We start from the raw sequence: 26,274 nt of genomic DNA on the forward strand, positions 1-26,274 counted from the left end.
CACCTTCCATGGATCACACCAACGCCATCCTGGAGCGCCTGCTGACGCTCCACCCGAAGGTCATCGACCTGTCGCTGGAGCGCATGACGCGCCTGCTCGACGCGCTCGGCAATCCGGAGAAGCGGCTGGCGCCGACGATCCACATCGCCGGCACCAACGGCAAGGGATCGACGACGGCCTTCCTGCGCGCCGCGCTGGAAGCCGACGGCAAGGCCGTGCACGTCTACACCTCGCCGCATCTGGTGCGCTTCAACGAGCGCATCCGGCTGGCCGCGCCCGGCGGCGGGCACTTCGTCGACGACGAGATGCTCACCGATGCGCTGGAGCGGGCCGAGCAGGCCAACGACGGCGCGCCGATCACCTTCTTCGAGATCACCACGGCGGCCGCCTTCCTGCTGTTCTCCGAGCAGCCGGCAGACGTGCTCCTGCTGGAGACCGGCCTCGGCGGCCGGCTCGACGCGACCAACGTGATCGACCAGCCGCTGGTCTCGGTGATCACCCAGATCGGGCTCGACCATCAGCGCTTCCTCGGCGACACCGTCGAGGCGATCGCCGAGGAGAAGGCGGGCATCATCAAGCGCGAGCGGCCGGTGGTGGCCGCGCCCCAGTCCGACGCCATCACCGCGGTGATCGAGCGGGCCGCGGCCCGCGCCCGCGCGCCGCTGCACCTCGGCGGCCAGGAATGGTCGGTCATGGAAGAGCGCGGCCGGCTCATCTACCAGGACGAGACGGCGCTGTTCGACATGCCGCCGCCGCGCCTGCCGGGCCGCCACCAGATCACCAATGCCGGCACGGCGATCGCCGCGCTGCGCGCCGGCGGGCTGTGGTCCGGCCTCGACAGCGCCGAGAAGGCGCTGCAGAACGTCGAGTGGCCGGCCCGCCTGCAGCGTCTCACCCGCGGCAAGATCGTCGACGCGGCCATGCCGGGCGCCGAGATCTGGCTGGACGGCGGGCACAACCCGGACGCCGGCGAGGCGCTCGCCGCCTTCATGGCGGACCTCGAAGACCGGGTCTCCCGGCCGCTGTTCCTGATCAGCGGGATGCTGGCCACCAAGGATCCGGTGGGCTTCTTCCGGCCGTTCTCGGGACTGGTGCGCCACGTCTTCACGGTGACGGTGTTCGGCTCGGAAGCGGCGATCCAGCCGGGGCCGCTCGCCGACATGGCCGAGACGGCCGGGGTGACCGCCGAGCCGGTGTCGAGCGTGCTCACCGCGCTCCGGCTGCTGTCGGAGAGCTGGCGCTTCGAGCCGCCGCCGCGCATCCTGATCTGCGGGTCGCTCTATCTGGCCGGCGACGTGCTGGCCCAGAACGGGACGCCGCCCGTCTGAGGCGTCACGCCCTGCGGAACGCCGCCCGCGCGCGGGCGTTTACGACCGGTGCATGCCCACGAAATCGGCAACAAGTCCTTGAATTCACAACGGACATGGTTCGCCAGATCATGTATGGTCGCGCCCGTTCCGGACGCCGACAGCGACCGCCGGGACCGATCGTCCGCTCCCGGAGACGGAGCCGGGAAAGGAGACCGCAATGAGCCTTGATGCCGATGTCCTGGTCGATCGCCGCAGGCTGCGCCGGTCGGTTACGGTCTGGCGCGCGCTTGCGGTCGTGGCCATCGTGGCGGTGATCGCCGTGATCGCATTCGCCTTCTTCGGTACCGACGGCATCGGCCGCAACACGCCGCAGATCGCGCGCCTGCCCATCGAAGGCGTGATCACCGACGACCGCGACACCGTCGAGCTGATCGACGAGATGGCGCTGAACGACAACGTGAAGGGCGTCATCCTCTTCATCAATTCGCCGGGCGGCAGCACCACCGGCGGCGAGGTCACCTACAACGCGCTGCGCAAGCTCGCCGAGAAGAAGCCGGTCGTCGCCCAGATCGGCACGCTGGGCGCCTCGGCCGGCTACATGGTCGCGCTCTCCGCCGACCACATCATCGCCCACTACACCTCGCTCACCGGCTCGATCGGCGTGCTGATGCAGTACGGTCAGATCCACGACCTGCTCGCCAAGCTCGGCGTCGAGGTCAACATGGTCCACAGCGGCCCGTTGAAGGCGGAGCCCTCGCCGTTCGATCCGGCGCCGCCGGCCGCCATCGACATGCTCCAGGGCATCGTGATGGATTCCTACGACTGGTTCGTGGGACTGGTGGTGGAGCGCCGCAAGCTCGACGACGCGACGGCCCGCGCGCTGGCCGACGGGCGCGTGTTCACCGGCAACCAGGCGCTTCAGGCCAAGCTGATCGACGAGATCGGCGACCAGGCGCAGGCGGTCGACTGGCTGGGCCGCGAGCGCGGCGTCGACGTCACCCTGCCGGTGCGGACCTGGAAGACGACCGACGAGTTCGAGGACCTTCCGTTCACCTCGCGGATCGCCTATCGGGTCGCCGACCGGCTGCTTGGCGCCGTCGGCATCGATGGCGCGCTGCCGTTCTCACTTGGCGGACCCGTGCAGCTTGACGGTCTGGTGTCGCTTTGGCACGGTCCAAATCCACCCGAAGACGTTGGGCGACAGAGGCGGGTCCCATGATCAAATCGGAATTGGTGCAGCGGATTGCTGAGCAAAACCCGCATCTCTACCAGCGCGACGTCGAGAACATCGTCAACGCGATCCTCGACGAGATTTCCGATGCGATGACGCGCGGCGACCGCGTCGAATTGCGCGGTTTCGGGGCCTTCTCGGTGAAGAGCCGGCCGCCGCGCGTCGGGCGCAATCCGCGCACCGGCGACCAGGTCGAGGTGGATGCCAAGCACGTCCCGTTCTTCAAGACGGGCAAGGAGATGCGCGAGCGTCTCAACAACGGATACGACGGGGACTGAGACGCCGCGCCGGGGCGCCGGCCCGCCGCGAGCGACGCTGCCCCTGACCCGCGCCTTCGGCGATGCCCGACGCGAGGCTGCCACAGCACCGATAAGGTGATATCGTCCGACACAGGGCTGATCAGGAGACTGGACCGCCGTGAAGCGCTTTATCGAGACCCTGATCTTCGTTCCGATCGCCATCCTTCTCGCCCTGCTCGCCGTCGCGAACCGGGGGCCGGTGCGCATTTCCCTCGACCCCTTCCGTCCCGCCGAGACCGGCCTCGCCATCACGCTCCCGCTCTACTGGGTGATCTTCGCCTGCCTGGCGCTGGGCGTCGTGCTGGGCGGCCTGTCGGTATGGCTGCGCCAGGGCCGCTTCCGCCGCGAAGCCCGCCGCAAGCGGGCCGAGGCGCGCCACCTGCGCGAGGAGGTCGAGACCATCCGCAAGGCGCCGCCCGAGCCCACCATGACCGCCCTGCCCGCCTCGCGCCGCGGCGAACCGCTCGGGCTCACCCACCGCGCCTGATGGTTCGGCTCAAGTATGGCGCGCGACAGATCAAGCAGTGAAATTTTCGGCATAACCTCTGTTCGCGAATATTTTTCACTTTGCCAGCGATCATCTGAGGCTTTTTCCCAGTCCCCAGAAGACATTCTGGCTGCATACAACTCAATACTGCTAATAAATCACCTTCCGGACTGGGCATTCCACAAGCTGAAAAAAGATGAATTGCTTGATATAGACTCCCTCGCCTCCAGAGATGAGATAATATTTAGATCTCATCTCGCAGAGCAAAATCCCGACATTAGAGTACTCAGCGAGTTGGCCAACGGCCTCAAGCATTTAAACATCAAGCATAAAGCTTCTGATGTTAAGGGGTACGGAAAGGGGCCGTACGGCGTGGGACCATATGGCAAGTCATACCTTGCCGTATTCGTGCAACCACCAGACTCCAGCGCAGGAAACTGGATAGCTGCCTGCAGATTATGTCAGCGCTCAATTTCTTGGTGGAGCCAAAAGCTAAAATTTAGTTAATTTCTATTGAAATTACGCTTCGTTTTTGCGCCTAGTTACTGAATAGATGGGCGCAGCGCGCTACGGCTAGTCTTGACCGTCTGATTCTCGCGCCGCCGTAGCCCCGGACTTCCGCAACAGATCGTTCAGGCACTGCATCTGCTCGCCCTGCAGGCGCAGCAGCGTTTCCAGCTGGCGCATCCGCACGTCGTCCAGCTTCTCGTGCAGGTTCATGATCTCGACCTCGGCCTTTAGGTTGACCTCGTAGTCGTAGGTGGCGGCGAGGCGGTCCTTCTGGGCCTGCCGGTTCTGGGACATCATGATGACCGGGGCCTGGATCGCCGCAAGCATCGACAGCACCAGGTTCAGGAACACGAACGGATAGGGGTCGAACACCTCGCTGGCCGAGAGCCACACAGTGTTCAGGACCACCCACAGCATCAGCACCACGAAGAACAGGATGATGAAGCTCCAGGAGCCGCCGAAGGCGGCCACCCTGTCGGCCAGCCACTGACCGAAGGTCAGCTTCTCGCTGAACCGCTCGTTGACGTTCTGGGAGATCGCCACGCGCTTGGCCACCTGGCGCAGGACGCGCTTCTCCCGGTCGGGCAGATCCTCGTAGCCGCGCTGCAGAAGGCGTTCCGCCAGGCCCCTGACATTCTGGTCCATTTCGATCTCTCCGAACGCACGCCCCGCGATCCGTCGCCGGTCCGCCGGCCGACCTGAACCGGCATCGCGAGTCGGTCCATGGCGGCGAGCCTAGCGCCGGGATGACGGCCGGGCGAGGGCCACGCGGCCGCGCGGCGGGGCCGGAACGCGAAACGCCCGCATCGAGGATGCGGGCGCTTGCGCGTGCTGCGAGTGAGATCGGAGGCCCGGCCAGCCCCGAGGGCACCGGGCGGGCGAACTCACATGTGGATGGCGCGACCGTCGACGGCCATCGCCGCTTCCTTCACCGCCTCGGGCAGCGTCGGATGGGCGTGGCAGGTGCGGGCGATGTCTTCCGCCGCCGCCCCGAACTCCATGCCGAGGACGGCTTCGGCGATCATGTTGCCCACGTCCGGGCCGATCATGTGCACGCCGAGGACGCGGTCGGTCTTGGCGTCGGCGAGGATCTTCACGAAGCCGTCGGTGGTCCGGTTGACCTTGGCGCGGCCGTTGGCGGTGAAGGGGAACTTGCCGACCTTGTACTCGATGCCGTCGGCCTTCAGCGCCTCCTCGGTCTTCCCGACCGAGGCGACCTCCGGATAGGTGTAGACCACGCTCGGGATCGCGTCGTAGTTCACGTGGCCGGCCTGGCCGGCCAGGATCTCGGCGACGGCGATGCCCTCGTCCTCGGCCTTGTGGGCGAGCATCGGGCCGGTGATCACGTCGCCGATCGCGTAGATGCCGTCGACGTTGGTCTTGAAATGGCCGTCGGTCTTCACCCGGCCCTTGTCGTCGCGCTCGACGCCGACCTCGTCGAGGCCGAGATTGTCGGTGAACGGGCGCCGGCCGACGCAGACCAGCACCACGTCGGCGTCCAGCGTCTCCGCGTCGCCGCCCTTGGCGGGCTCCACCGTCACCTTCAGCGCGTCGCCCTCGGGCACCACGCCGGTGACCTTCGACGACATCTTGAAGGTCATCCCCTGCTTCTGGAGGATGCGCTGGAACTGCTTGGAGATCTCCTTGTCCTCGTTCGGCACGATGCGGTCGAGGAACTCCACCACCGTCACCTCCGAGCCGAGCCGGCGCCAGACCGAGCCGAGCTCCAGGCCGATGACGCCGCCGCCGATCAGGATCAGCCGCTTCGGGACTTCCGGGAGCTCCAGGGCGCCGGTGGAGGAGACGATCTTCTTCTCGTCGATCTCGATGCCCGGCAGGCTGGAGACCTCGGAGCCGGTGGCGATCACGATCGCCTTGGTCTCCAGCACCTGCGGCTCGCCGTCCTCCGGCGTGACCTTCACCTTGCCCGGCGCCTCGATGGTGCCGGTGCCGTGGAAGGCCTCGATCTTGTTCTTCTTGAACAGGTAGTCGACGCCCTTCACGTTGCCGTCGACGCCGTCGTCCTTGAAGGCCAGCATCCCGGCGAGGTCGAGCTCCGGCTGCACCTTGATGCCCATGCCGGCGAAGCCGTGGCCGGCCTCCTCGTAGAGCTCGGAGGCGTGCAGCAGCGCCTTGGACGGGATGCAGCCGACGTTGAGGCAGGTGCCGCCGTGGGTGGCGCGCTTCTCGACGACGGCCACCTTCATGCCGAGCTGGGCGGCGCGCACCGCGCAGACATAGCCGCCAGGGCCGGTTCCGATGATGATGAGGTCGTAGCTGGACATGAGATTGCCTCTCTTGGGATCACTTGGCCGGCACATTCGCCGCTACGGGCGCCACACCGACATCGGGTTCAGGGCGCGACGGCTCGGCCGCCGGAAACGTCGATGATCGCGCCCGTTGTATAGGACGATGCGTCGGAGAGAAGCCAGAGGATCGCTTCCGCGACCTCCTCGGGCCGTCCGACACGGCCCATCGGCATCTGGTCGCTCACGCGGGCGACGCGGTCGGGCGCGCCGCCGCTGGCGTGGATTTCGGTGTCGATGATCCCCGGCCGCACCGCGTTGACCCGGATGCCCTCGCGGACGACTTCCCGGCCGAGGCCGACGGTGAACGATTCCACCGCGCCCTTGGCCGCCGCGTAGTCGACGTACTGGCCGGGCGAGCCGAGCTTTGCGGAGGCCGAGGAGACGTTGACGATGGCGCCGCCCTCCCCGCCGTGGCGGGTCGACATGCGCCTCACCGCCTCGCGGGCGCAGACGATGAGGCCGATGGTGTTGATCTCGAACATCCGGCGCAGCCGCGCCACCGACATCTCGTCGACGCGGGCGACCAGATCGACGACGCCGGCGTTGTTGACGAGGCCGGCGAGCCGTCCGAGCCGGTCGGCCGCCTCAAACAGGGCCAGCACGGCCGCCTCGTCGCCGACGTCGGCCTGGACGGCCTCGGCGCTGCCGCCGGCCGAGCGGAGCTCGCCGACGAGGGCCTCGGCGGTGGCGGCATCGCGCGCGTAGTTCACGAGCACGGTGTAGCCGGCCCTGGCGGCCATGCGGGACGTGGCAGCCCCGATGCCGCGGCTGCCACCCGTCACGATGAGAACTCCGTCAGCCACGACTAACCATCTGGCGAACGCGACCTCCCGGGTGCCGGATCAGAGATCCAGCACGAGCCTCTGCGGATCCTCGATCGCCTCCTTGACGCGCACCAGGAACGTCACGGCTTCCTTGCCGTCGACGATGCGGTGATCGTAGGAGAGCGCCAGGTACATGATCGGCCGGATGACGATCTGGCCGTTGTGCACGACCGGGCGCTGGTCGATGCGGTGCATGCCGAGGATGCCCGACTGCGGCGCGTTGAGGATCGGCGTCGACATCAGCGAGCCGTAGACGCCACCGTTGGAGATGGTGAACGTGCCGCCCTGCATCTCGTCGAGCTTCAGCTGGCCGTCGCGGGCCCGCTTGCCGAAGTCGTTGATGGTCTTCTCGATGCCGGCGATCGACAGCTGGTCGGCGTCGCGCACCACCGGCACCACGAGGCCCTTGTCGGTGCCGACCGCCACGCCGATGTGGTAGTAGTTCTTGTAGACGATCTCGTTGCCGTCGATCTCGGCGTTGACGTTCGGGATCTCCTTCAGCGCCTGGATCACGGCCTTGGCGAAGAAGCCCATGAAGCCGAGACGGACGCCGTGCTTCTTCTCGAACAGGTCCTTGTAGGACTTCCTGAGCTCCATCACCGCGCCCATGTCCACGTCGTTGAACGTGGTGAGCATGGCGGCGGCGTTCTGCGCGTCCTTCAGGCGGCGGGCGATGGTCATGCGCAGGCGGGTCATCTTGACCCGTTCCTCGCGCGCGCCGTCCTCGTCGTTGGACGGGCCGCGCGGCGCCTGGGGGGCTGCCTCCTTGCCGGCCGTCAGGCCCTTCTCGACCGCGGCGAGCACATCCTCCTTGAGGACCTGGCCGCGCTTGCCCGAGCCGGACACCTGATCGGCGGAGAGCCCCGCCTCCTTCATGTGCTTGGAGGCGGACGGCGACGGCGGCATGCCACCGTCGGAGCCGCCGCTCTGCTTGGCGGCCGGAGCCTCGCTCTTGGCAGGAGCGGACGACGCCTTGGCGGATCCGCCGGCGCCCGGGGTCACCTTGCCGAGCAGCGCGCCCACCTCGACGGTGTCGCCTTCCTTGGCGGAAATCGAGCCGAGCGTGCCGGCGGCGGGCGACGGAACCTCGACGCTGACCTTGTCGGTCTCCAGCTCCACCAGCGGCTCGTCCTCGGCGACGCTGTCGCCTTCCTTCTTGAACCACTTGGCGATCGTCGCCTCGGTGACGGACTCGCCCAGCGACGGCACCTTGATCGACACGTCCTCGCCGCCGCCGGCGGCCGGCTTGTCCTCGGACGCCTCGGCCTTCGGCGCGGGCTTCTCTTCGGCCTTCGGGGCCTCCGACTTCTTCGCGTCGGAGCCGGAGGTCTTCGCCGCGGCGGCGCCGCCGCCCTCGGAGATCATGCCCAGGAGCGCGCCGACCTCGACGGTCTCGCCCGACTTCACCGCGATTTCGCCCAGCGTGCCGGCGCTCGGGGCCGGGACTTCGACGGTCACCTTGTCGGTTTCCAGTTCCACCAGCGGCTCGTCCTGAGCGACGGTGTCACCTTCCTTCTTGTACCACTGGGCGATCGTCGCCTCGGTGACGGATTCCCCGAGGTTGGGAACGCGGATTTCGCTGGCCATGGCGCCTGTTTCCGTATGCTTGTGATCTAATTCGGGGTCGGGGGGACGGTGGGCCGCCTCAGGACGAGGGGCCCAGCGCCTCCTCGAGGAAAGCCTTCAACTGGGCGAGGTGCTTCGACATCAGGCCGGTGGCCGTCGACGCCGCGGCACTGCGGCCGGCGTAGCGCGGCGCGGTCTGGTTGGTGCCGGCCTGCGCCAGCACCCACTCCAGGAACGGACGCACGAACGACCAGGCGCCCATGTTCGCCGGCTCTTCCTGGCACCACACCATCTCCGCCTTCGGGAAGCGCTTGAACTCGTTCAGCACCGACTTCGACGGGAACGGGTAGAGCTGCTCGACGCGCATCAGGTAGACGTCGTCGACGCCGCGCTGCTCGCGCTCCTCAAGCAGGTCGTAATAGACCTTGCCCGAGCACAGCACGACGCGCCGGATCTTGTCGTCGGAGACCAGACCGCCGCCCTCGTGGCCGGTGTTCGGATCGAGGTCGTCGAACAAGATGCGGTGGAAGCTCGTCTCCGGCGTCATCTCGTCGAGGCGCGACACCGCCTTCTTGTGGCGCAGCAGCGACTTCGGCGTCATCAGGATCAGCGGCTTGCGGAAGTCGCGGCGGATCTGACGGCGCAGGATGTGGAAGTAGTTGGCCGGCGTCGTGCAGTTGGCGACCTGCATGTTGTCCTCGGCGCAGAGCTGCAGGTACCGCTCGAGGCGGGCCGACGAATGCTCCGGACCCTGGCCCTCGTAGCCGTGCGGCAGCAGCAGCACGAGGCCCGACATGCGCAGCCACTTGCGCTCACCCGACGAGATGAACTGGTCGATGATGACCTGGGCGCCGTTGGCGAAGTCGCCGAACTGGGCTTCCCAGCACACCAGCGTGTTCGGCTCGGCGAGCGAATAGCCGTACTCGAAGCCGAGCACCGCTTCTTCGGAGAGCATCGAGTTGATGACCTCGTAGCGCGCCTGGTTCTCCGAGACGTTGTTGAGCGGGATGTAGCGGTCCTCGGTCTCCTGGTCGTAGAGCACCGAGTGACGCTGCGAGAAGGTGCCGCGCTCGACGTCCTGGCCCGACAGGCGGACCGGGAAGCCTTCCGCCAGCAGCGAGCCGAACGCCAGCGCCTCGCCGGTCGCCCAGTCGATGCCCTCGCCCGTCTCGATCATCGTGCGGCGGTTGTCGAGGAAGCGCTTGATGGTCCGGTGGGCATGGAAGTCCTCCGGGATCTGCGTGAGCTTCTCGCCGATCTGCTTCAGCGTGTCGGCGTCGACGTCGGTCTTGCCGCGACGCGGGTCGTCCGGGCTGTCGGCGATGCCGAGACCGCTCCAGCGGCCGTCCAGCCAGTCGGCCTTGTTCGGCTTGAAGCCCTCGCCCGCCTCGTATTCCTGCTCGAGCCGGTCACGCCACGCCTGCTTCATGCCCTCGAACTCGTCGTTCGAGACCACGCCGTCGTCGACGAGGCGCTTGGCGTAGATGTCCAGGGTCGACGGGTGATCCCGGATGACCTTGTACATCAGCGGCTGGGTGAACGCCGGCTCGTCGGACTCGTTGTGGCCGAAGCGGCGGTAGCAGAACATGTCGATGACGACAGGCTTGTGGAACTGCTGACGGAACTCCGTCGCGATCTTCGCGCAGTAGACCGCCGCTTCCGGATCGTCGCCGTTCACGTGGAAGATCGGCGCCTCGATCATCTTCGCCACGTCGGACGGATAGGGCGACGAGCGCGCGAAGCGCGGGTTAGTCGTGAAGCCGATCTGGTTGTTGACGATGAAGTGCAGCGATCCGCCGGTGCGGTGACCCTTCAGGCCCGACAGGCCGAAGCACTCCGCCACGACGCCCTGGCCGGCGAAGGCGGCGTCGCCGTGCAGCAGCACCGGCATCACCATCGTGCGCTCGGCGTCGGACATCTGGTCCTGCTTGGCGCGCACCTTGCCCAGCACGACCGGATCGACGATTTCCAGATGCGACGGGTTGGCCGTCAGCGACAGATGCACCTTGTTGCCGTCGAACTCGCGGTCCGACGAGGCACCCAGGTGGTACTTCACGTCGCCCGAACCCTCGACGTCGTCGGGGGTGTAGGAGCCGCCCTTGAACTCGTTGAAGATGGCGCGGTGCGGCTTGCCCATCACCTGGGCGAGCACGTTCAGGCGGCCGCGGTGGGGCATGCCCAGCACGATGTCGCGCAGGCCGAGGTTGCCGCCGCGCTTGATGATCTGCTCGAGCGCCGGGATCAGCGCCTCGGCGCCGTCGAGGCCGAAGCGCTTGGTGCCGGTGTACTTGACGCCCAGGAACTTCTCGAAGCCATCGGCCTCGATCAGCTTGTTGAGGATCGCCTTCTTGCCGTTGTCGGTGAACTCGATGCCCTTGTCCGGGCCCTCGATGCGCTCCTGGATCCAGGCCTTCTCGGTCGGGTCGGAGATGTGCATGAACTCGACGCCGATGGTCGAGCAGTAGGTGCGCTTGAGGATCGCCTTCATCTCGCGGATGGAGGCGAACTCGAGACCGAGCACGTTGTCGATGTAGATCGGGCGGTCGAGGTCGGCTTCGGTGAAGCCGTAGCTCTCCGGCTTCAACTCGTCGTGATCCTCCAGCCGGGCGATGCCGAGAGGGTCGAGATCGGCATGCAGATGGCCGCGCACGCGGTAGGCGCGGATCATCATCAGCGCGCGGACCGAGTCGCGGGTCGCCCGCAGCGCCTCGTCCTCGGAGATCTCGACGCCCTTCTGCTGGGCCTTGCCCTTGATCTTGTCGCCGATCGCGACCTCGAACCGCCGCCAGTCGGTGTCGAAGGCGGAGACCAGCTCGCCGTTCGCCGGGATCGGCCAGTCCGGGCGCTGCCAGGGGGCGCCACGCGCCTCGGCAAGTACCTGATTCTTATCGTCTTTCAGCGCGGAGAAGAAAGCCTGCCACTCAGCGTCCAGCGAATCCGGATCGGTCTGAAAACGGGCGTACAGATCTTCGAGATAGGCGGCGTTGCCGCCGTAGAGAAAGGACGTTTGCCGAAACGCTTCGTTCGGATCCTGTGATGCCATCGCTTTAACGCTATGGGGCCCCGTAGGGCCCCCTCCTTGTCCTGCGCCGTGCCGACTGCAAGATGGCGTCACCGTCCTGCAGACGCAACATATCCAAACACATCCCTGCCCCGCCTTCGAGGCCTTGAGAGCAATTCCGGGCAGATCGCCGGAAACCGATGGTTGAAATCGGCGTCGGCCAGCTGCCCGGAAGTCAATTCGTATCGGTCAGACGCGCGCGCCAGACCGGATCTTGCTTCCGCCTAGCCCTTCAGCAGAGCGGAGAGCGTCTTGCCAAGCTGCGCCGGCGACGGTGACACTTTGATGCCGGCCGCTTCCATTGCAGCGATCTTGTCTTCCGCGCCGCCCTTGCCGCCGGAAACCACCGCGCCGGCGTGGCCCATGGTGCGGCCCTTCGGGGCGGTGCGGCCCGCGATGAACCCGACCATCGGCTTCTTGCGGCCCTTCTTCGCCTCGTCGGCGATGAACTGGGCGGCGTCCTCCTCGGCCGAGCCGCCGATCTCGCCGATCATGATGATCGACTGGGTCGCGTCGTCGGCGAGGAACATCTCCAGCATGTCGATGAACTCGGTGCCCTTCACCGGATCGCCGCCGATGCCGACGGCGGTCGTCTGGCCGAGGCCCTCGTTGGAGGTCTGGAACACCGCCTCGTAGGTCAGCGTGCCGGAGCGCGAGACGATGCCGACGTTGCCCTTGCGGAAGATGTTGCCCGGCATGATGCCGATCTTGCATTCCTCGGGCGTCAGCACGCCGGGGCAGTTCGGGCCGATCAGCCGCGAGTTCGACTTGTCGAGCTTCGCCTTCACCTTGACCATGTCCATCACCGGGATGCCCTCGGTGATGCAGACGATCAGCGCGATCTCGGCGTCGATCGCCTCCTCGATGGCGGCAGCGGCACCCGCCGGCGGGACGTAGATGACCGAGGCGGTCGCCCCGGTCCGGTCCTTGGCCTCGGCGACGGACGCGAAGATCGGCAGCTCGACGGGCTTGCCGCCGGCCGTGCCGTGCCACTTCTCGCCGCCCTTCTTGGGATGCGTGCCGCCGACCATCTGGGTGCCGTAATAGGCGAGCGCCTGCTCGGTGTGGAAGGTGCCGGTCTTGCCGGTCAGACCCTGCACGATCACCTTGGTGTTCTTGTCGACGAGAATGGACATAACGTGCCTTCTTTACCTATGCATCAAGTCGCGAAGTAACGGTCCGGACTGGCGCCTCGTCTTCTCGAAGACGCCCCGCCCGGACCCGCTGACCTGCGTTACTTCACGGCCGCGACGATTTTCTTGGCGGCGTCGTCGAGATCGTCCGCCGCCGTGATGGCGAGGCCGCTCTCGTTGAGGATCGCCTTGCCCTTGTCGACGTTGGTGCCCTCGAGGCGCACCACCAGCGGCACCTTCAGCCCGACTTCCTTCACCGCGGCGACGACGCCCTCGGCGATGATGTCGCAGCGCATGATGCCGCCGAAGATGTTGACCAGGATGCCTTTGACGTTCGGATCGGCCGTGATGATCTTGAACGCCGCCGTGACCTTTTCCTTGCTCGCGCCGCCACCGACGTCGAGGAAGTTGGCCGGCTCCGAGCCGTACAGCTTGATGATGTCCATGGTCGCCATGGCGAGGCCGGCGCCGTTGACCATGCAGCCGATGTCGCCGTCGAGCGCCACGTAGGCGAGGTCGTACTTGGACGCCTCGATCTCCTTGGCGTCCTCCTCGGTCTCGTCGCGCAGCGCCTTCATGTCGTCGTGGCGGAACAGCGCGTTGCCGTCGAACGAGCACTTCGCGTCGAGGACGCGGAGGCGGCCGTCGGTCATCACGATCAGCGGGTTGATCTCGAGAAGGCTCATGTCCTTCTCGGTGAACGCCTTGTAGAGGATCGGGAAGAGCTTCATCCCGTCGTCGCGGGCCGCGCCCTCGAGCTTCAGCGCGTCGCAGAGCGCCTTGGCGTTGGCGTCGGTCACGCCGGCTTCCGGGTCGATCGCGATGGTGACGATCTTCTCGGGCGTCTCCTCGGCGACGGTCTCGATGTCCATGCCGCCCTCGGTCGAGGCGACGAAGGCCACCTGGCCGACGGTGCGGTCGACGAGCAGCGACAGGTAGAGCTCGCGGTCGATGTCGGCGCCGTCCTCGATGTAGAGGCGGTTGACCTGCTTGCCGGCGTCGCCCGTCTGCTTGGTGACGAGGGTGTTGCCGAGCATCTCCTTGGCGAAGGCGGCAACTTCGTCGACCGACTTGGCAAGGCGGACGCCGCCCTTGGCGTCGGGGCCGAGTTCCTTGAACTTGCCCTTGCCGCGTCCACCGGCGTGGATCTGGCTCTTCACCACATAAAGCGGTCCGGGAAGCTTGCCGGCAGCAGTCGCGGCCTCGGCCGCATCGGTGATGGCAATGCCCTGGGCTACCGGCGCGCCGTAGCCCTTGAGCACTTCCTTGGCCTGATATTCGTGGATGTTCACGTGCGTCTCCCGGCCTCTCGCGGAGCGAAAATCTGAGGGCCGGGCGACCCGGCCCTCGGCATGTTACTTCAGTTGCGGAGCGATGCCCTTGCAGGCGTCCATCAGACCGCGAACCGACTCGACCGATTTCTCGAAGCCGGTCTTTTCCTCGCCTTCGAGGGTGATCTCGACGATCCGCTCGACGCCACCCTCACCGATGACGGTCGGCACGCCGACATACATCCCGTCGAGGCCGTAGGCCCCGTCGAGGTAGGCGGCGCAGGGCAGCACGCGCTTCTTGTCGCGCAGGTAGGCCTCGGCCATCTCGATGGCGGAGGAGGCCGGCGCGTAGAAGGCGGAACCGGTCTTCAGCAGACCGACGATCTCGGCGCCGCCGTCGCGGGTGCGCTGGACGATCTGGTCGAGCTTCTCCTGGGTGGTCCAGCCCATCTTCACGAGATCGGGAAGCGGGATGCCGGCCACCGTGGAGTAGCGCACCAGCGGCACCATGGTGTCGCCGTGGCCGCCGAGCACGAAGGTCGTCACGTCCTCGACGGAGACCTTGAACTCCTCGGCGAGGAAATAGCGGAAGCGCGCGGAATCGAGCACGCCGGCCATGCCGACCACCTTGTTGGTGGGCAGGCCGGAGAACTTCTGCAGCGCCCACACCATCGCGTCGAGCGGGTTGGTGATGCAGATGACGAAGGCGTCCGGAGCGTTGTCGCGGATGCCCGCGCCGACCTGTTCCATGACCTTCAGATTGATGCCGAGCAGGTCGTCGCGGCTCATGCCCGGCTTGCGCGGCACGCCGGCCGTCACGATCACCACGTCGGCGCCCGCGATGGCCTCGTAGCCGTTCGCGCCGGTGAGCTCGGCGTCGAAGCCCTCGACCGCGGATGCCTGCGCGATGTCCAGCGCCTTGCCCTGCGGCGTCCCCTCGGCGATGTCGAACAGGACGACGTCGCCCAGTTCCTTCAAGCCTGCCAGGAGCGCGAGCGTGCCGCCGATCTGGCCGGCGCCGATCAATGCGATTTTGGTGCGCGCCATGAGAACCGGTCCCCTTGTGATGATTGCGAAACGGAGAAGAAAATACAGAGTGGCGCCGGAGGGCGAACCGGGGGTGTCACTACTCCCTTTGGCAGAGAGGTTCAAGACACGACGCCCGCCCAATTCGGCCGGTTTTGCCGATCAAGTCATCGGCATCGTCTCGCAGGCCTCGACGTAGCCGGCCGAGCGCATTTCCACCAGACGGGAGGCCGTGCGCCGGAATTCGAAGGCTTCCGTGCCCTCGTCGCCGGTGAACAGGTGATCGGGTTCGGCCGCCGCCGACACGATCAGCCGCACGTGGGTGTCGTAGAGAACGTCGATCAGGGTGATGAAGCGTTTCGTCTCGTTGCGCTTTTCCGGGGAAAGCGGCGGCACGTCGGTGACGAACACGGTGTGGTAGCGGTCGGCGATGGCGCGATAGTCGCTGGCGCCGAGCGGTTTCTCGCAGAGATCGGCGAACGCGAACCGGGCGAGGCCGCCGGCGGCCTGGGGCACGGCGACCGGGTGGCCGACCACGGTGAGCTTCTCCGGCGCCGGCTCGCGGCCGCCGAGCAGGCGCCGCCACAGCCGGCCCATCGCCGCCACCTGCTCCTCGTCGCCGGTGAGGAAGTACATCGGCGTGCCGGCCAGCTTGTCGAGGCGGTAGTCGGCGTTGGCGTCGAGGCGGGCCACCTCGACGTTGTGCTTCATGAGATCGATGAAGCCGAGGAAGAAGCCGCGGTTGAGGCCGTTCTTGTAGAGGTCGTCGGGGGCGACGTTGGAGGTGGCGACCAGCACCACGCCGCGCTCGAACAGGCGGGTGAACAGCCGGCCCAGGATCATCGCGTCGGCGATGTCGGTGACGGAGAACTCGTCGAAGCACAGGAGCTCGGTCTCTTCGGCGATCGAGGCGGCGACGGGCGGGATCGGGTCGTCGCCCTTGATCTCGCCGGCGGCGATCGCCTGCCGCGTCTTGTGCACGCGGGCGTGGACGTCGGCCATGAAGTTGGTGAAGTGGGCGCGCCGCTTGCGCTCCACCGGGGCCGCCTCGAAGAAGAGGTCCATCAGCATCGTCTTGCCGCGGCCCACCTCCCCCCAGAGATAGAGCCCCTTCAGCTTGACGACGCCCGAGCTCCGCCCCTTCAGGAGCCGGCCGATCATGCTGCCGGAGCGGCCGGGCTCGGGGCGATCGGCGAGGCTGTCGCACAGCTCGCCCAGGCGCTGGGCCACCGCCTCCTGCGCCGGATCGCGATCCAAGCTTCCGGAGGCGACCAGCGCGTCGTAGCGATCGAGCACGGAGGCTGTCGGCATACTTCTAATACCCTTGGACACGGAGAGGCGGGCGGAACGGCCCTCGACTGGCTGATCACCTAACCGATCCCACCGGACGGGGGAATGCCCTGGCCAACGCAGCGGCGGGCGGCAAGGTTGCGGCGGGCGCTGATCGAGGTTGAAAGGACACCACGGCTTCGCTACCGCTTCTGGCAGGACACCCGGTCGGCGCACCCCACCGGCCCGCAGGCCGCCCTGCGGGCAAACGTGCGCGAGATCGCGGCGACGTGCCGGCACCGGACAGCGCCCGCCGGCTGCATCCAGGGGAGGACCCATGGCCTACGAGAACATTCTTTACGAGACGCGCGGCAAGGTCGCGATCATCACGCTCAACCGTCCGAAGGCCATGAACGCGCTGAACGGGGCGCTGATCGGCGAGCTCGTCACCGCGCTGCGCATCGTCGAGGCGGACCCGAACCTCGGCTGCACCGTGCTCACCGGCTCCGAGCGCGCCTTCGCCGCCGGCGCCGACATCAAGGAGATGGCGACGCTGGACTTCGTCGACGCCTATGTCGGCGACTTCATCGGCTCCTGGGACCAGGTCGCGACGATGCACAAGCCGGTGATCGCGGCGGTGGCCGGCTACGCGCTCGGCGGCGGCTGCGAGCTCGCCATGATGTGCGACTTCATCCTGGCCGCCGACACCGCGAAGTTCGGCCAGCCGGAGATCACCCTCGGCGTCATGCCCGGCGCCGGCGGGACCCAGCGCCTCACCCGCTTCGTCGGCAAGTCGAAGGCGATGGAGATGGTGCTCACCGGGCGGATGATGGACGCGGCCGAGGCCGAGCGCTCCGGGCTGGTCTCGCGGGTGGTTCCGGCCGACGAGCTCCTCGGCGAGGCGATCGCCGCGGCGGAGAAGATCGCCGGCTTCTCGCAGCCGATCGTCATGATGGCCAAGGAGAGCGTCAACCGCGCCTACGAGACGACGCTCGCCGAGGGCGTCCGATTCGAACGGCGGCTGTTCCACGCGATGTTCTCCACCGCCGACCAGAAGGAAGGCATGGACGCGTTCGCCGCCAAGCGGACGCCGCAGTTCCGGAACAAGTAGGCCCGCCGCGCCGGACCCCGCGGCATTGGGCTTCGCGCGCACCGCCGCGATGCCCTTTCACCGTTGACCGGGGCGCCGCGGCGGCGTATAGACGCGCCCTTATCCAAGGATGCCGTGCTGCTGTAACGGTGTTGAGACGGGCTTCCCCGAAGCATCGTTTCGGACCGCGGCTTCGGCGTCCTCGAGCGACCGGATCCTTCCGCGTCTGGCTGGCCCCTCGGGTCACCGACGATCGGAAGACCGGGACAGAATACTGGAGCAGCCCGTCCGCGTCCGCGCGTTCGCCGGCTGGTCCGCCCCGACCCGGAACGGCCCGCGACCACGCCGTCGCGACACAGCGGTTCCGGACATGCGAACGGGATCATTCGTTCGGAACCGCTGGGGGTTCCAAACGGGTCGATCGGAACAAGGACAGGAGCGTCGATGGCCAACACGCGATCGGCTAAGAAAATGGCTCGCAAGATCGAGCGCCGCACGGAAGTGAACAAGGCGCGCCGGTCCCGCATGCGCAGCTTTGTGCGCAAGGTCGAAGAAGCGATCAGCTCCGGCGACGCCGCCGCGGCAAAGACCGCCTTCACCCAGGCGCAGCCCGAAATCATGCGGGCGGCCACCAAGGGCGTTATTCATCGCAATACCGCCTCGCGGAAGGTTTCGCGACTGGCGCAGCGCATCAAGGGCCTGCCGGCCTGACAGCCGGCATCGTCGCCTTATCGAGACGTTCAAAATCGGGCCCGGCGGCATCGCCGGGCCCGATTTTTTTTGGCCTCCGACAGCCCGGATCCGCGGCCTTCGCGGGTTTCCACTTCTGTCCACAAGCGTTACCCGGCTAAGAATTCCGGGGCATTCCGGAGCCTTCGCGCCCACCCGCTCCGTGTCACGGAAAATCCCGCGATTTCATAGGCTTAGGGATAGGTCGATTCAAGCTTCCCGGGTTTTGCCTAAGGCCTGAAGAGTCAAGTAGCCCGCCAATTATTTTTTTGCCGCCTTTGTTCCGACCGCCGTTTCCGTCCCCCCGGCGACAGGAATCCTTTGAGTCGAAATGGCTTGCCCGATTCGCCGAACACAACGGATCGGGACGGCGACCGCCGAACCGACCCGGCGTTTACGATTTGGTCATCTCTGGCGGTTGCGGCCCGCGAAGGGCCTGTGTATCTTCAAGTCATCAGCGGGGGCCACCCTGTTGCAGATAACAATAAATCCAAAATTTGTAGTAAATCACGCGTATACTTTTCATGCTTTGAGTAATGGAGAGTGGTACTCGTTATCATTCGCCACGGGGACACTGTCCTTCCGACACCAGACAACTGAACCCTGCTGTGCCGCCGATGCGGTGGCGAGCGGCTTCAGCCTTGACCATTCGAACGTTGAATTCGATGGCGCTGCCGCAGCGACATCACGAGGGAAATTTTGTCGATGACGTCCGAACAAGCCTATGCGGGGGACATCCCCAGCACCGACGCCTGGAAGGTTCTTTCCGAAGATTCCACCTCCGTGCTCGTCGACGTGCGGACCCGCGCGGAATGGACGTTCGTCGGCCTGGCCGACCTGCGAGGCGCCGGCAAGGAGCCGGTGCTGGTGGAGTGGCAGCGCTTTCCGGAGATGGACGTTAACCCGGGGTTCGTGGATGGCGTGTCAGAAGCGCTCCGCGAGCGGAACGCCGGGGCCGATACCCCCGTGTTCTTCCTCTGCCGCTCCGGCGCGCGCAGCCGCGCCGCGGCGATCGCCATGACGGCCTCCGGCCTTCGGGCAGCCTACAACATCTCCGACGGCTTCGAGGGGCCCCAGGACGCGCACCACCATCGCGGTGGCGTGGCGGGCTGGAAGGCCGCCGGACTCCCGTGGATTCAATCCTGAGGACCTGACGCGAACATGGACTGTGGCGGCGCGCAGCGCCGCAAAAAGCATAGCCGGCTCATATAATCAGCGCGAAAAGCGCACCAAAAACCGGGCCGGTCACTGAGGCGGACGAAAGAGACAAGCGGATTAGGAGACTACACGATGGCGACGGCGCAGATCGAACCAGCCCCCGACCACCAGTGGGGACGTGTGAAAGCACGCCTGCGGCATGAGCTGGGCGAAGACGTCTATTCGAGCTGGTTCGCCCGGATCAATTTCGAGAGCCGCGCCGCCTCCGTGGTGCAGCTTTCGGTGCCGACGCCGTTCATCCGCCAGTGGGTGCAGAACCACTACGGCGACCGCATCGTGCAGCTGTGGCAGAAGGAAACCGGCGACATCCGGCGCATCGAGTACGTCGTGCGCAGCGCCGTCCGCAGCCCCTGCGCCACGTCCCGTCCCCTCGCGTCGGTGCCGGCCGCACGGTCCTCCGCCCCTTCCCGGCCGACGCAGACGACCGCGCCGAGCATGACCACGCCGACGCCGCGCGAGGTCGATGCCCACGACGCGCTCGACGGGTCGCCGCTCGACCCGCGCTTCACCCTCGACAGCTTTGAGGAAGGCCCGTCCAACATGCTGGCGCTCGCCGCCGGCCGGAAGGTCGCGCTGGCCCACTCCGGCGAGAAGGCCGCCTTCAATCCGCTGTTCGTCCACGGCGCCGTCGGCTACGGCAAGACCCATCTTCTGCAGGCGATCGCCGCCGAGGCCCGCCAGCATGCGCCCCGCCGCGTCCTCTATCTGACCGCCGAGCACTTCATGTACCGGTTCGTGGTGGCGCTCCGGAACCAGACCGCGCTGGCCTTCAAGGACATGCTGCGCGACATCGACCTCCTCCTGATCGACGACCTGCAGTTCCTGCACGGCGGCAAGGTCCAGGAAGAATTCTGCCACACGCTGAACGCGCTGGTGGACGGCGCCCGCCAGGTGGTGATCGCCGCCGACCGCCCCGCCGGCGAGCTGGACGGGCTGGAGCAGCGCGTCCGCTCGCGCATCGGCGGCGGCCTGTCGGTGGAGATCGGCGCGCCCGACCTTGAGCTGCGCACCAAGATCCTGACCAGCCGCATCGGCGCCCAGAAGGCCGCCTTCCCGGAGCTCGACTTCCCCGGCGAGGTGCTGGAGTTCGTGGCCCGCTCGGTCACCACCAACGGCCGCGACCTGGACGGCGCCATCAACCGGCTCGTCGCCCACAACCAGCTCACCGGCGCGGCCATCAACATGCAGATGGCCGAAGGCGCCCTGAAGGACCTCCTGAAGGCCCGCGAAGGCCGCCGTCCCAAGATTGAGGACATCCAGCGCGTCGTCGCCCAGCACTTCAACGTGTCGAAGGCCGACCTGCTCTCCGCCCGCCGCACCCGCGCCGTGGTCCGTCCCCGCCAGGTGGCTATGTATCTGGCGAAGTCGCTCACCCCGCGCTCGCTGCCCGAGATCGGCCGGCGCTTCGGCGGCCGCGACCACACCACGGTGCTGCACGCGGTTCGCAAGATCGACAGCCTGATGGGCTCCGACGGCACGCTCGCCGAGGACATCGAGACGCTGAAGCGGCTCCTCGACGCCTGATCCGGGGGCCCTTCCCCTTCCTCTCCGGACGCCCTTTCCGCCAGCCTCGGGCACACCCCGCGGCTGGCGGATCCGCGTCGGACCCGGCGACGAGGGACCGCCAGGAGAGCCCCGCCGGCGGCATTTCGAGCCCCGGCACGCGGAAGAAGCGGCGCCGCATTGCCCAAAAGGCTCGGATGCGGCACTTTTTCGCCGGATGAGCGTCCCCCGGGGCTTGCATCCCGCCCCCGTAGACGGCACCTTGCGCTCCCCCGAAGGCGACCTGCCGGCACTTAGCGGCAGCCCCAGCCCCCGGGCCGGGCGACGGCATCCCAAGCGTCGACCGTCCTTCGTAGACAACAGCATTTCGGACGTCTCAAGGCCATGCGCGCGACACTGGAACGGGCCCACCTGCTGAAATCGCTCACCCACGTGCATCGCGTGGTCGAACGGCGCAACACGATCCCGATTCTGTCGAACGTCCTGATCCGTTCTGACGGCAGCGCCTTGAACCTCAAGGCGACGGACCTCGACATCGAGGTGACCGAGCAGGTTCCGGCGATGGTCGAACAGGGCGGCGCCACCACGGTGCCGGCCCACATGTTCCACGACATCGTCCGCAAGCTGCCGGAAGGCGCGCAGATCGTGTTGGAGACCAACAGCGACGGCGCCACGCTGACGCTGTCGGCCGGCCGCTCGCGCTTCTCGCTGCAGATCCTGCCCGAGGCGGATTTCCCGGACATCACCACCGGCAGCTTCTCCCACTCCTTCGCGCTGAAGGCGGGCCAGCTGAAGCGGCTGATCGACCGCACCCAGTTCGCGATCTCCACCGAGGAGACCCGCTACTACCTGAACGGCATCTACCTCCACTCGGTCGACACCCCCGAGGGCCCGATGCTGCGCGCCGTTGCCACCGACGGCCACCGCCTGGCGCAGGCCGAGGTCCCGGCCCCCGAGGGCGCCAACGGCATCCCCGGCGTGATCGTGCCGCGCAAGACCGTCAGCGAGATCCAGCGGCTGATCGAGGACGCCGACGAGACCGTGAAGATCGAGCTGTCCGACGCGAAGATCCGCTTCACGTTCGAGACCGTCGTCCTCACCTCCAAGCTCATCGACGGCACCTTCCCGGACTATGTCCGGGTGATCCCGCAGAACAACGACAAGTCGCTGCACGTCGACCGGCAGGAGTTCGCCAACGCCGTGGACCGCGTGTCCACCGTGTCGAGCGAGCGCGGCCGCGCCGTGAAGCTGTCGCTGCAGCCGGGCAAGCTGGTGCTGTCGGTCAACAATCCGGACTCCGGCAGCGCCACGGAGGAACTCGCCGTCGAGTACGACGCCGAGCCGCTCGATATCGGCTTCAACTCGCGCTACCTGCTCGACATCGCCGGCCAGCTGGAGACCGAGACCGCCGAGTTCAAGCTCGCCGATCCGGGCTCCCCCACCCTCGTGCACGACATCGGCGAGAACCGGACGCTCTACGTTCTCATGCCGATGCGGGTGTGACCCCGGCGGATCCCGGCATGACGGACGCGGCTTCCCCGTCCGTCGCCCGCGTGGCGCTGACTGCCCTCACCCTGACCGACTTCCGCAACTACGCCGCCCTGCCGGTCGCCTTCGACGGCCGCTCGGTGGTGCTCGTCGGCGCCAACGGCTCCGGCAAGACCAACCTGCTCGAGGCGGTCTCCTTCCTGTCGCCGGGCCGCGGCCTCCGGCGCGCCACCTACGACGCCGTCGCCCGGGTCGGCGGATCGGGCGGCTGGACCGTCCACGTCGGGCTGGAAAGCCGGGGCGCGCGGGTGGCCATCGGCACCGGGCTGCAGCCGGAACCCGGCGCGCCGCGGGCACGCCGCATCCGCATCGACGGCGAGGACGCCGGAACCTCCGACGCGCTGCTCGCCCACCTCGACGTGCTCTGGCTGACGCCCGCCATGGACGGCCTGTTCACCGGGCCGGCCGGCGACCGGCGGCGGTTCGTCGACCGGCTGGTGATGGGCCTCGACGCCGCCCACGGGCCGCGTGCCTCGGCCTACGAGAAGGCGGTCCGCCACCGCAACCGGCTGCTGGAGGATCCCTCTGCCGACGCGGCATGGCTCGACGCCATCGAGACCGAGATCGCCCGCCACGGCGCCGCCATGGCCCGGGCCCGCGCCCGCCTCGTCGGCCGCTTCCGCGGCGCGTTCGCGTCGGTGGCGACCGACGACGGTTCGTTTCCGCGGGCGGAGCTGGCGCTCGACGGCACCATCGAGGCCCTGTCGGACGAACTCGGCGGCGACCTCGATGCCCTCACCGACGCCTTCCGCCGGCTCCTCCACGAGGGCCGGCCGCGCGACCGGGCGGCCGGCCGCACCCTCACCGGCCCCCACCGGACCGACCTCGTCGTCACCCACGCCGACAAGCAGATGCCGGCCGCCCAGGCCTCCACCGGCGAACAGAAGGCGCTGCTGATCGGCCTGGTGCTCGCCCACGCCAGCCTGGTCGCCGAGGAGAACGCGCGCGCGCCGGTCCTGCTCCTCGACGAGGTCGCCGCCCACCTGGATCCCGGCCGCCGCGCCGCGCTGTTCGACCGGCTCGACCGCCTCGGCGGGCAGACCTTCATGACGGGCACCGATCCCATCCTGTTCGAGGCGATCGGCGCGCGCGCGCAGGTGTTCCAGGTCTCCAACGGCACGCTCTCCGCCTGACCGGCGATGGTCACGCGCCGGTCGCGGGCTGTTGATTTTCGCTTGCCGTGCCCGATCGGGTCTTCTGGTGCCGACGACGGGGCGGTGACCGCTGCGCGCCCCGATCCAGGGAGGGATCCACATGACCGCGAAGACCTATTCGACCGCCGCGCTGGCCGGGGCGATCGCCAGCGCGCTCGCCGCCGCCACAACGCCGGCGGCCGCCGCCGAGGACAAGGAGAAATGCTTCGGCGTCGCGCTCGCCGGCGAGAACGACTGCGCGGCCGGTCCCGGCACCACCTGCGCCGCGACCTCGACGGTCGACTACCAGGGCAACGCCTGGAAGCTCGTTCCCAGGGGCACCTGCACCACCATGGAACTGCCCGGCGACCGCCACGGCAGCCTTAAGGAGCTCGACCGCGACCTGCCGGAGAAGTCCGCCTCCTAGGGCATGGCCCCTCCGGATCTGTCGGATCCGGACGAACGGCAATTGTGCAAGGGTTTGAATACGGCCCGGCCGCCGGCATCCGGCGCGGCGAGGATGGATCCCATGACAGCCACGGCGCTCTCCGCCCGCGTGGCGGCCGCCATTCCGGCCCGCGCGGGCGTCGGGCTCAAGCTCGAGCACGTGCGGGACATCCTCGACGGCGCCGACGTCGGCTTCTTCGAGGTGCACGCGGAGAACCAGATGGGCGACGGCGGCGCGCCCCACCGCCTGCTGGCGGCGATCCGCGAGCGCTACCCCGTGTCGGTGCACGGCGTCGGCCTGTCGATCGGCGGCACCGGCCCGCTCGACCGCGACCACCTCGCCCGGCTGACCGCGGTCGTCGCGCGGACCGATCCGGGCCTGGTGTCGGAGCATCTCGCCTGGTCGACCCACGACGGCGTCTACGTGCCCGACCTGCTGCCGCTGCCCTACACCGAGGCGACGCTCGCCACCGTCGCGCGGCACGTGGACGAGGTGCAGGAGGCGCTCGGCCGCCCGATCCTGATCGAGAATCCGTCGACCTACCTCGCCTTCGCCGAGACCAGCCTGGCGGAGACGGACTTTCTGGCGGAGCTGGCGCGGCGGACCGGCTGCGGGCTGCTCCTCGACGTGAACAACGTCGCCGTCGCCTGCGCCAACCGGCAGGCCGATCCCGACGCCTACCTCGCCACGTTTCCCATGGATGTCGTCGGCGAGATCCATCTCGGCGGCCACGCCCCCGACCGCGATTCCGCCGGCCGGCCGCTGCTGATCGACACCCACGACCGCGCGGTCTGCGAGGACGTGTGGGGCCTCTACGCCCGCGCGCTCGCGCGCGCCGGCCGGCCGATCCCGACCCTCATCGAATGGGACAGCGACGTGCCGGTGTGGCCGGTGCTCGCCGGCGAGGCGGCCCGGGCCGAGACGGTGTTGCGAGAGATCGCGTCCGGCGCGGAGGTCCGCCATGCCGTCTGAGCACCTGCGGCGCGCCGGCTTCCTCACCGCCGTCTGCGATGCCGGCGCCGACCTGCCGGACGGGCTGACCGGACCCGACGGCGCCCGCGATCCGAAGCGCTTCCAGGTCTATCGCAACACGGTCGCCGCGACCCTCGTACATGCCCTTGCGGCGACCTTCCCGGCCGTCCGGCGCCTCGTCGGCGAGGCGTACTTCCGGGCCGCCGCCCGCGCCTACGCCGCCGCCGAGAAGCCCGCCTCGCCGCTGCTGTTCCGCTACGGCGCGACCTTTCCGGATTTCCTCGCCGGCCTGGAGAGCCTGGCCGCCTACCCGTACGTGCCGGACGTGGCGCGGCTCGAAGCGGCCTGGCTGGCGGCCTACCACGCCGCCGAGGCCGCGCCGCTCGCCGCCGGGGCGCTGGCGCGGATCCCGGCCGAGCGGCTGGCGGAGACCCGGCTCGCGCTTCATCCGGCAACGCGCATCGTCTGCTCGGTCCATCCGCTGGTGACCATCTGGCGCGCCAACCGCGGCGACGGTCCCGTGCCCGCGGTGCTGCCGGCGCACGGCGAGGATGCGCTCGTCGTCCGCCCGGGCATCGAGGTCGGCGTGCACCGGCTGCCGGCCGGCACCGCCGCCTTCGCCCGCGCCCTCGGCGACGGCCTGCCGCTCGCCGCGGCGGCCGAGACCGCCGCGGCCGCCCACGCCGGCTTCGATCTCGCCGAAAGCCTGACGCTTCTCCTCACCGCCGGCGCGCTCACCGTCCAACAAGAAGAAGGCCACCGACCATGTCCATCCTGATGCGTCTCCACGCCAGCGCGTTCAACGCCCTCGACCGGATCCTCGGCGGCTGGTTCCTCGGCCTCGCGGCGCGGTTCGTGTTCGCCGCCGTCCTGTTCCTCTATTTCTTCCGCTCGGCGCTGACGAAGGTCGGCGACGGCGTCCTGGGATTCTTCCAGGTCTCGGTCGGCGCCTACGCCCAGATCCTGCCGAAGCTGATGGAGGAGGTGAGCTACAACACGTCGGCGATCCCGGTGTTTCCCGACAAGTTGATCGTCTATCTCGGGACCTACGCCGAGTTCGTGCTGCCGATCCTCATCGTGGTCGGCCTGTTTACCCGGCTCGCATCGGTTGGCATGATCGCCTTCATCGCCGTCATGACCTATACGGATATCAACGGCCACGACGTCGGCGCCGAGACCGTCGGCAGCCTGTTCAGCCGCGACCCGAGCTCCCTGATCGCCGACCAGCGGACGCTCTGGGTGTTCGTCCTTCTGGTCCTGGTCCTGAAGGGGCCGGGCTTCCTCTCGCTCGACGCGCTTCTTGGCCGAAGTCTGCGTCGCTGATCCCGACGGAGACC

The 26,274-nt window shown here is 68.0% G+C and carries 23 protein-coding genes; 14 read left to right on the forward strand and 9 right to left on the reverse strand.

Translation table 11 applies throughout. The features are described 5' to 3' along the window. Nucleotides 1-8 precede the first annotated feature (8 nt). The 4 genes from AB7M35_RS09330 to AB7M35_RS09345 all read left to right on the forward strand — a co-directional run bounded on the left by AB7M35_RS09330 (nt 9) and on the right by AB7M35_RS09345 (nt 3,327). On the forward strand, nt 9-1,328 hold the full coding sequence (locus tag AB7M35_RS09330) for a bifunctional folylpolyglutamate synthase/dihydrofolate synthase (protein ID WP_453959111.1): 1,320 nt from the start codon (nt 9-11) through the stop codon (nt 1,326-1,328). A 199-nt stretch (nt 1,329-1,527) separates the two neighbouring features. After that, complete coding sequence (sppA, locus tag AB7M35_RS09335) at nt 1,528-2,529, forward strand: signal peptide peptidase SppA (protein ID WP_453959113.1); 1,002 nt, start codon at nt 1,528-1,530, stop codon at nt 2,527-2,529. Continuing rightward, nucleotides 2,526-2,819 carry an integration host factor subunit beta gene (gene ihfB, locus AB7M35_RS09340; RefSeq protein WP_453959114.1) on the forward strand — a complete coding sequence of 98 codons (294 nt, stop codon included), beginning with the start codon at nt 2,526-2,528 and terminating at the stop codon, nt 2,817-2,819. Before sppA ends, ihfB begins: the two co-directional genes overlap by 4 nt. A 139-nt stretch (nt 2,820-2,958) precedes the next feature. Then, complete coding sequence (locus tag AB7M35_RS09345) at nt 2,959-3,327, forward strand: lipopolysaccharide assembly protein LapA domain-containing protein (protein WP_453959115.1); 369 nt, start codon at nt 2,959-2,961, stop codon at nt 3,325-3,327. 573 nt (nt 3,328-3,900) lie between these two features. On the opposite strand, the gene AB7M35_RS09350 is transcribed toward AB7M35_RS09345, so the two are convergent. The 9 genes from AB7M35_RS09350 to zapE all read right to left on the reverse strand — a co-directional run bounded on the left by AB7M35_RS09350 (nt 3,901) and on the right by zapE (nt 16,338). After that, on the reverse strand, nt 3,901-4,482 hold the full coding sequence (locus AB7M35_RS09350) for a DUF1003 domain-containing protein (RefSeq protein ID WP_453959117.1): 582 nt from the start codon (nt 4,480-4,482) through the stop codon (nt 3,901-3,903). 239 nt (nt 4,483-4,721) lie between these two features. After that, entirely contained in the window at nt 4,722-6,122 is a 1,401-nt protein-coding gene (gene lpdA / locus AB7M35_RS09355) for a dihydrolipoyl dehydrogenase (RefSeq protein WP_453959119.1), read from the reverse strand. A gap of 68 nt (nt 6,123-6,190) precedes the next feature. Continuing rightward, a complete protein-coding gene (locus AB7M35_RS09360; protein ID WP_453959120.1) occupies nt 6,191-6,949 on the reverse strand; it encodes an SDR family oxidoreductase in 759 nt (252 codons plus the stop codon). A 39-nt stretch (nt 6,950-6,988) separates the two neighbouring features. Next, nucleotides 6,989-8,557: a 2-oxoglutarate dehydrogenase complex dihydrolipoyllysine-residue succinyltransferase gene (odhB, locus tag AB7M35_RS09365; protein WP_453959122.1), complete on the reverse strand. Its 1,569-nt coding sequence runs from the start codon at nt 8,555-8,557 to the stop codon at nt 6,989-6,991. 58 nt (nt 8,558-8,615) lie between these two features. Continuing rightward, nucleotides 8,616-11,579: a 2-oxoglutarate dehydrogenase E1 component gene (locus tag AB7M35_RS09370; protein WP_453959124.1), complete on the reverse strand. Its 2,964-nt coding sequence runs from the start codon at nt 11,577-11,579 to the stop codon at nt 8,616-8,618. A 242-nt stretch (nt 11,580-11,821) separates the two neighbouring features. Continuing rightward, nucleotides 11,822-12,733 (reverse strand): succinate--CoA ligase subunit alpha, encoded by a 912-nt coding sequence (gene sucD, locus AB7M35_RS09375; protein ID WP_453959127.1) that lies wholly within the window; start codon nt 12,731-12,733, stop codon nt 11,822-11,824. 98 nt (nt 12,734-12,831) lie between these two features. Beyond that, the gene (gene sucC, locus AB7M35_RS09380) at nt 12,832-14,022 is read right to left on the reverse strand and encodes an ADP-forming succinate--CoA ligase subunit beta (protein WP_453959128.1); all 1,191 of its coding nucleotides are present in this window, start codon (nt 14,020-14,022) and stop codon (nt 12,832-12,834) included. Nucleotides 14,023-14,085: 63 nt separating this feature from the next. Then, the gene (mdh, locus tag AB7M35_RS09385) at nt 14,086-15,048 is read right to left on the reverse strand and encodes a malate dehydrogenase (RefSeq protein ID WP_453959129.1); all 963 of its coding nucleotides are present in this window, start codon (nt 15,046-15,048) and stop codon (nt 14,086-14,088) included. Between the two features lie 141 nt (nt 15,049-15,189). Next, the gene (zapE, locus tag AB7M35_RS09390; protein ID WP_453959131.1) at nt 15,190-16,338 is read right to left on the reverse strand and encodes a cell division protein ZapE; all 1,149 of its coding nucleotides are present in this window, start codon (nt 16,336-16,338) and stop codon (nt 15,190-15,192) included. A gap of 295 nt (nt 16,339-16,633) precedes the next feature. Here zapE and AB7M35_RS09395 point away from each other — a divergent pair, with 295 nt between their 5' ends. The 10 genes from AB7M35_RS09395 to AB7M35_RS09440 all read left to right on the forward strand — a co-directional run bounded on the left by AB7M35_RS09395 (nt 16,634) and on the right by AB7M35_RS09440 (nt 26,260). Continuing rightward, a complete protein-coding gene (locus tag AB7M35_RS09395; RefSeq protein ID WP_453959132.1) occupies nt 16,634-17,407 on the forward strand; it encodes an enoyl-CoA hydratase in 774 nt (257 codons plus the stop codon). Nucleotides 17,408-17,830: 423 nt separating this feature from the next. Next, nucleotides 17,831-18,097 (forward strand): 30S ribosomal protein S20, encoded by a 267-nt coding sequence (rpsT, locus tag AB7M35_RS09400; RefSeq protein ID WP_453959134.1) that lies wholly within the window; start codon nt 17,831-17,833, stop codon nt 18,095-18,097. Nucleotides 18,098-18,820: 723 nt separating this feature from the next. Beyond that, on the forward strand, nt 18,821-19,261 hold the full coding sequence (locus AB7M35_RS09405) for a rhodanese-like domain-containing protein (RefSeq protein WP_453960685.1): 441 nt from the start codon (nt 18,821-18,823) through the stop codon (nt 19,259-19,261). A gap of 144 nt (nt 19,262-19,405) precedes the next feature. Next, nucleotides 19,406-20,857: a chromosomal replication initiator protein DnaA gene (gene dnaA / locus AB7M35_RS09410; protein WP_453959136.1), complete on the forward strand. Its 1,452-nt coding sequence runs from the start codon at nt 19,406-19,408 to the stop codon at nt 20,855-20,857. Nucleotides 20,858-21,220: 363 nt separating this feature from the next. Beyond that, entirely contained in the window at nt 21,221-22,339 is a 1,119-nt protein-coding gene (gene dnaN / locus AB7M35_RS09415) for a DNA polymerase III subunit beta (protein ID WP_453959138.1), read from the forward strand. Between the two features lie 17 nt (nt 22,340-22,356). Continuing rightward, the gene (recF, locus tag AB7M35_RS09420; RefSeq protein ID WP_453959140.1) at nt 22,357-23,517 is read left to right on the forward strand and encodes a DNA replication/repair protein RecF; all 1,161 of its coding nucleotides are present in this window, start codon (nt 22,357-22,359) and stop codon (nt 23,515-23,517) included. Between the two features lie 121 nt (nt 23,518-23,638). Beyond that, complete coding sequence (locus AB7M35_RS09425) at nt 23,639-23,944, forward strand: BufA1 family periplasmic bufferin-type metallophore (RefSeq protein WP_453959141.1); 306 nt, start codon at nt 23,639-23,641, stop codon at nt 23,942-23,944. A 102-nt stretch (nt 23,945-24,046) separates the two neighbouring features. Further along, nucleotides 24,047-24,937 (forward strand): MNIO family bufferin maturase, encoded by an 891-nt coding sequence (gene bufB / locus AB7M35_RS09430; RefSeq protein WP_453959144.1) that lies wholly within the window; start codon nt 24,047-24,049, stop codon nt 24,935-24,937. After that, entirely contained in the window at nt 24,927-25,715 is a 789-nt protein-coding gene (locus AB7M35_RS09435) for an HvfC/BufC family peptide modification chaperone (RefSeq protein ID WP_453959146.1), read from the forward strand. The genes bufB and AB7M35_RS09435 overlap by 11 nt, the downstream gene beginning before the upstream one ends. Next, nucleotides 25,703-26,260: a DoxX family membrane protein gene (locus tag AB7M35_RS09440; protein WP_453959148.1), complete on the forward strand. Its 558-nt coding sequence runs from the start codon at nt 25,703-25,705 to the stop codon at nt 26,258-26,260. The genes AB7M35_RS09435 and AB7M35_RS09440 overlap by 13 nt, the downstream gene beginning before the upstream one ends. Nucleotides 26,261-26,274: the final 14 nt, after the last annotated feature.

The organism is Amorphus suaedae (genome assembly GCF_053629675.1).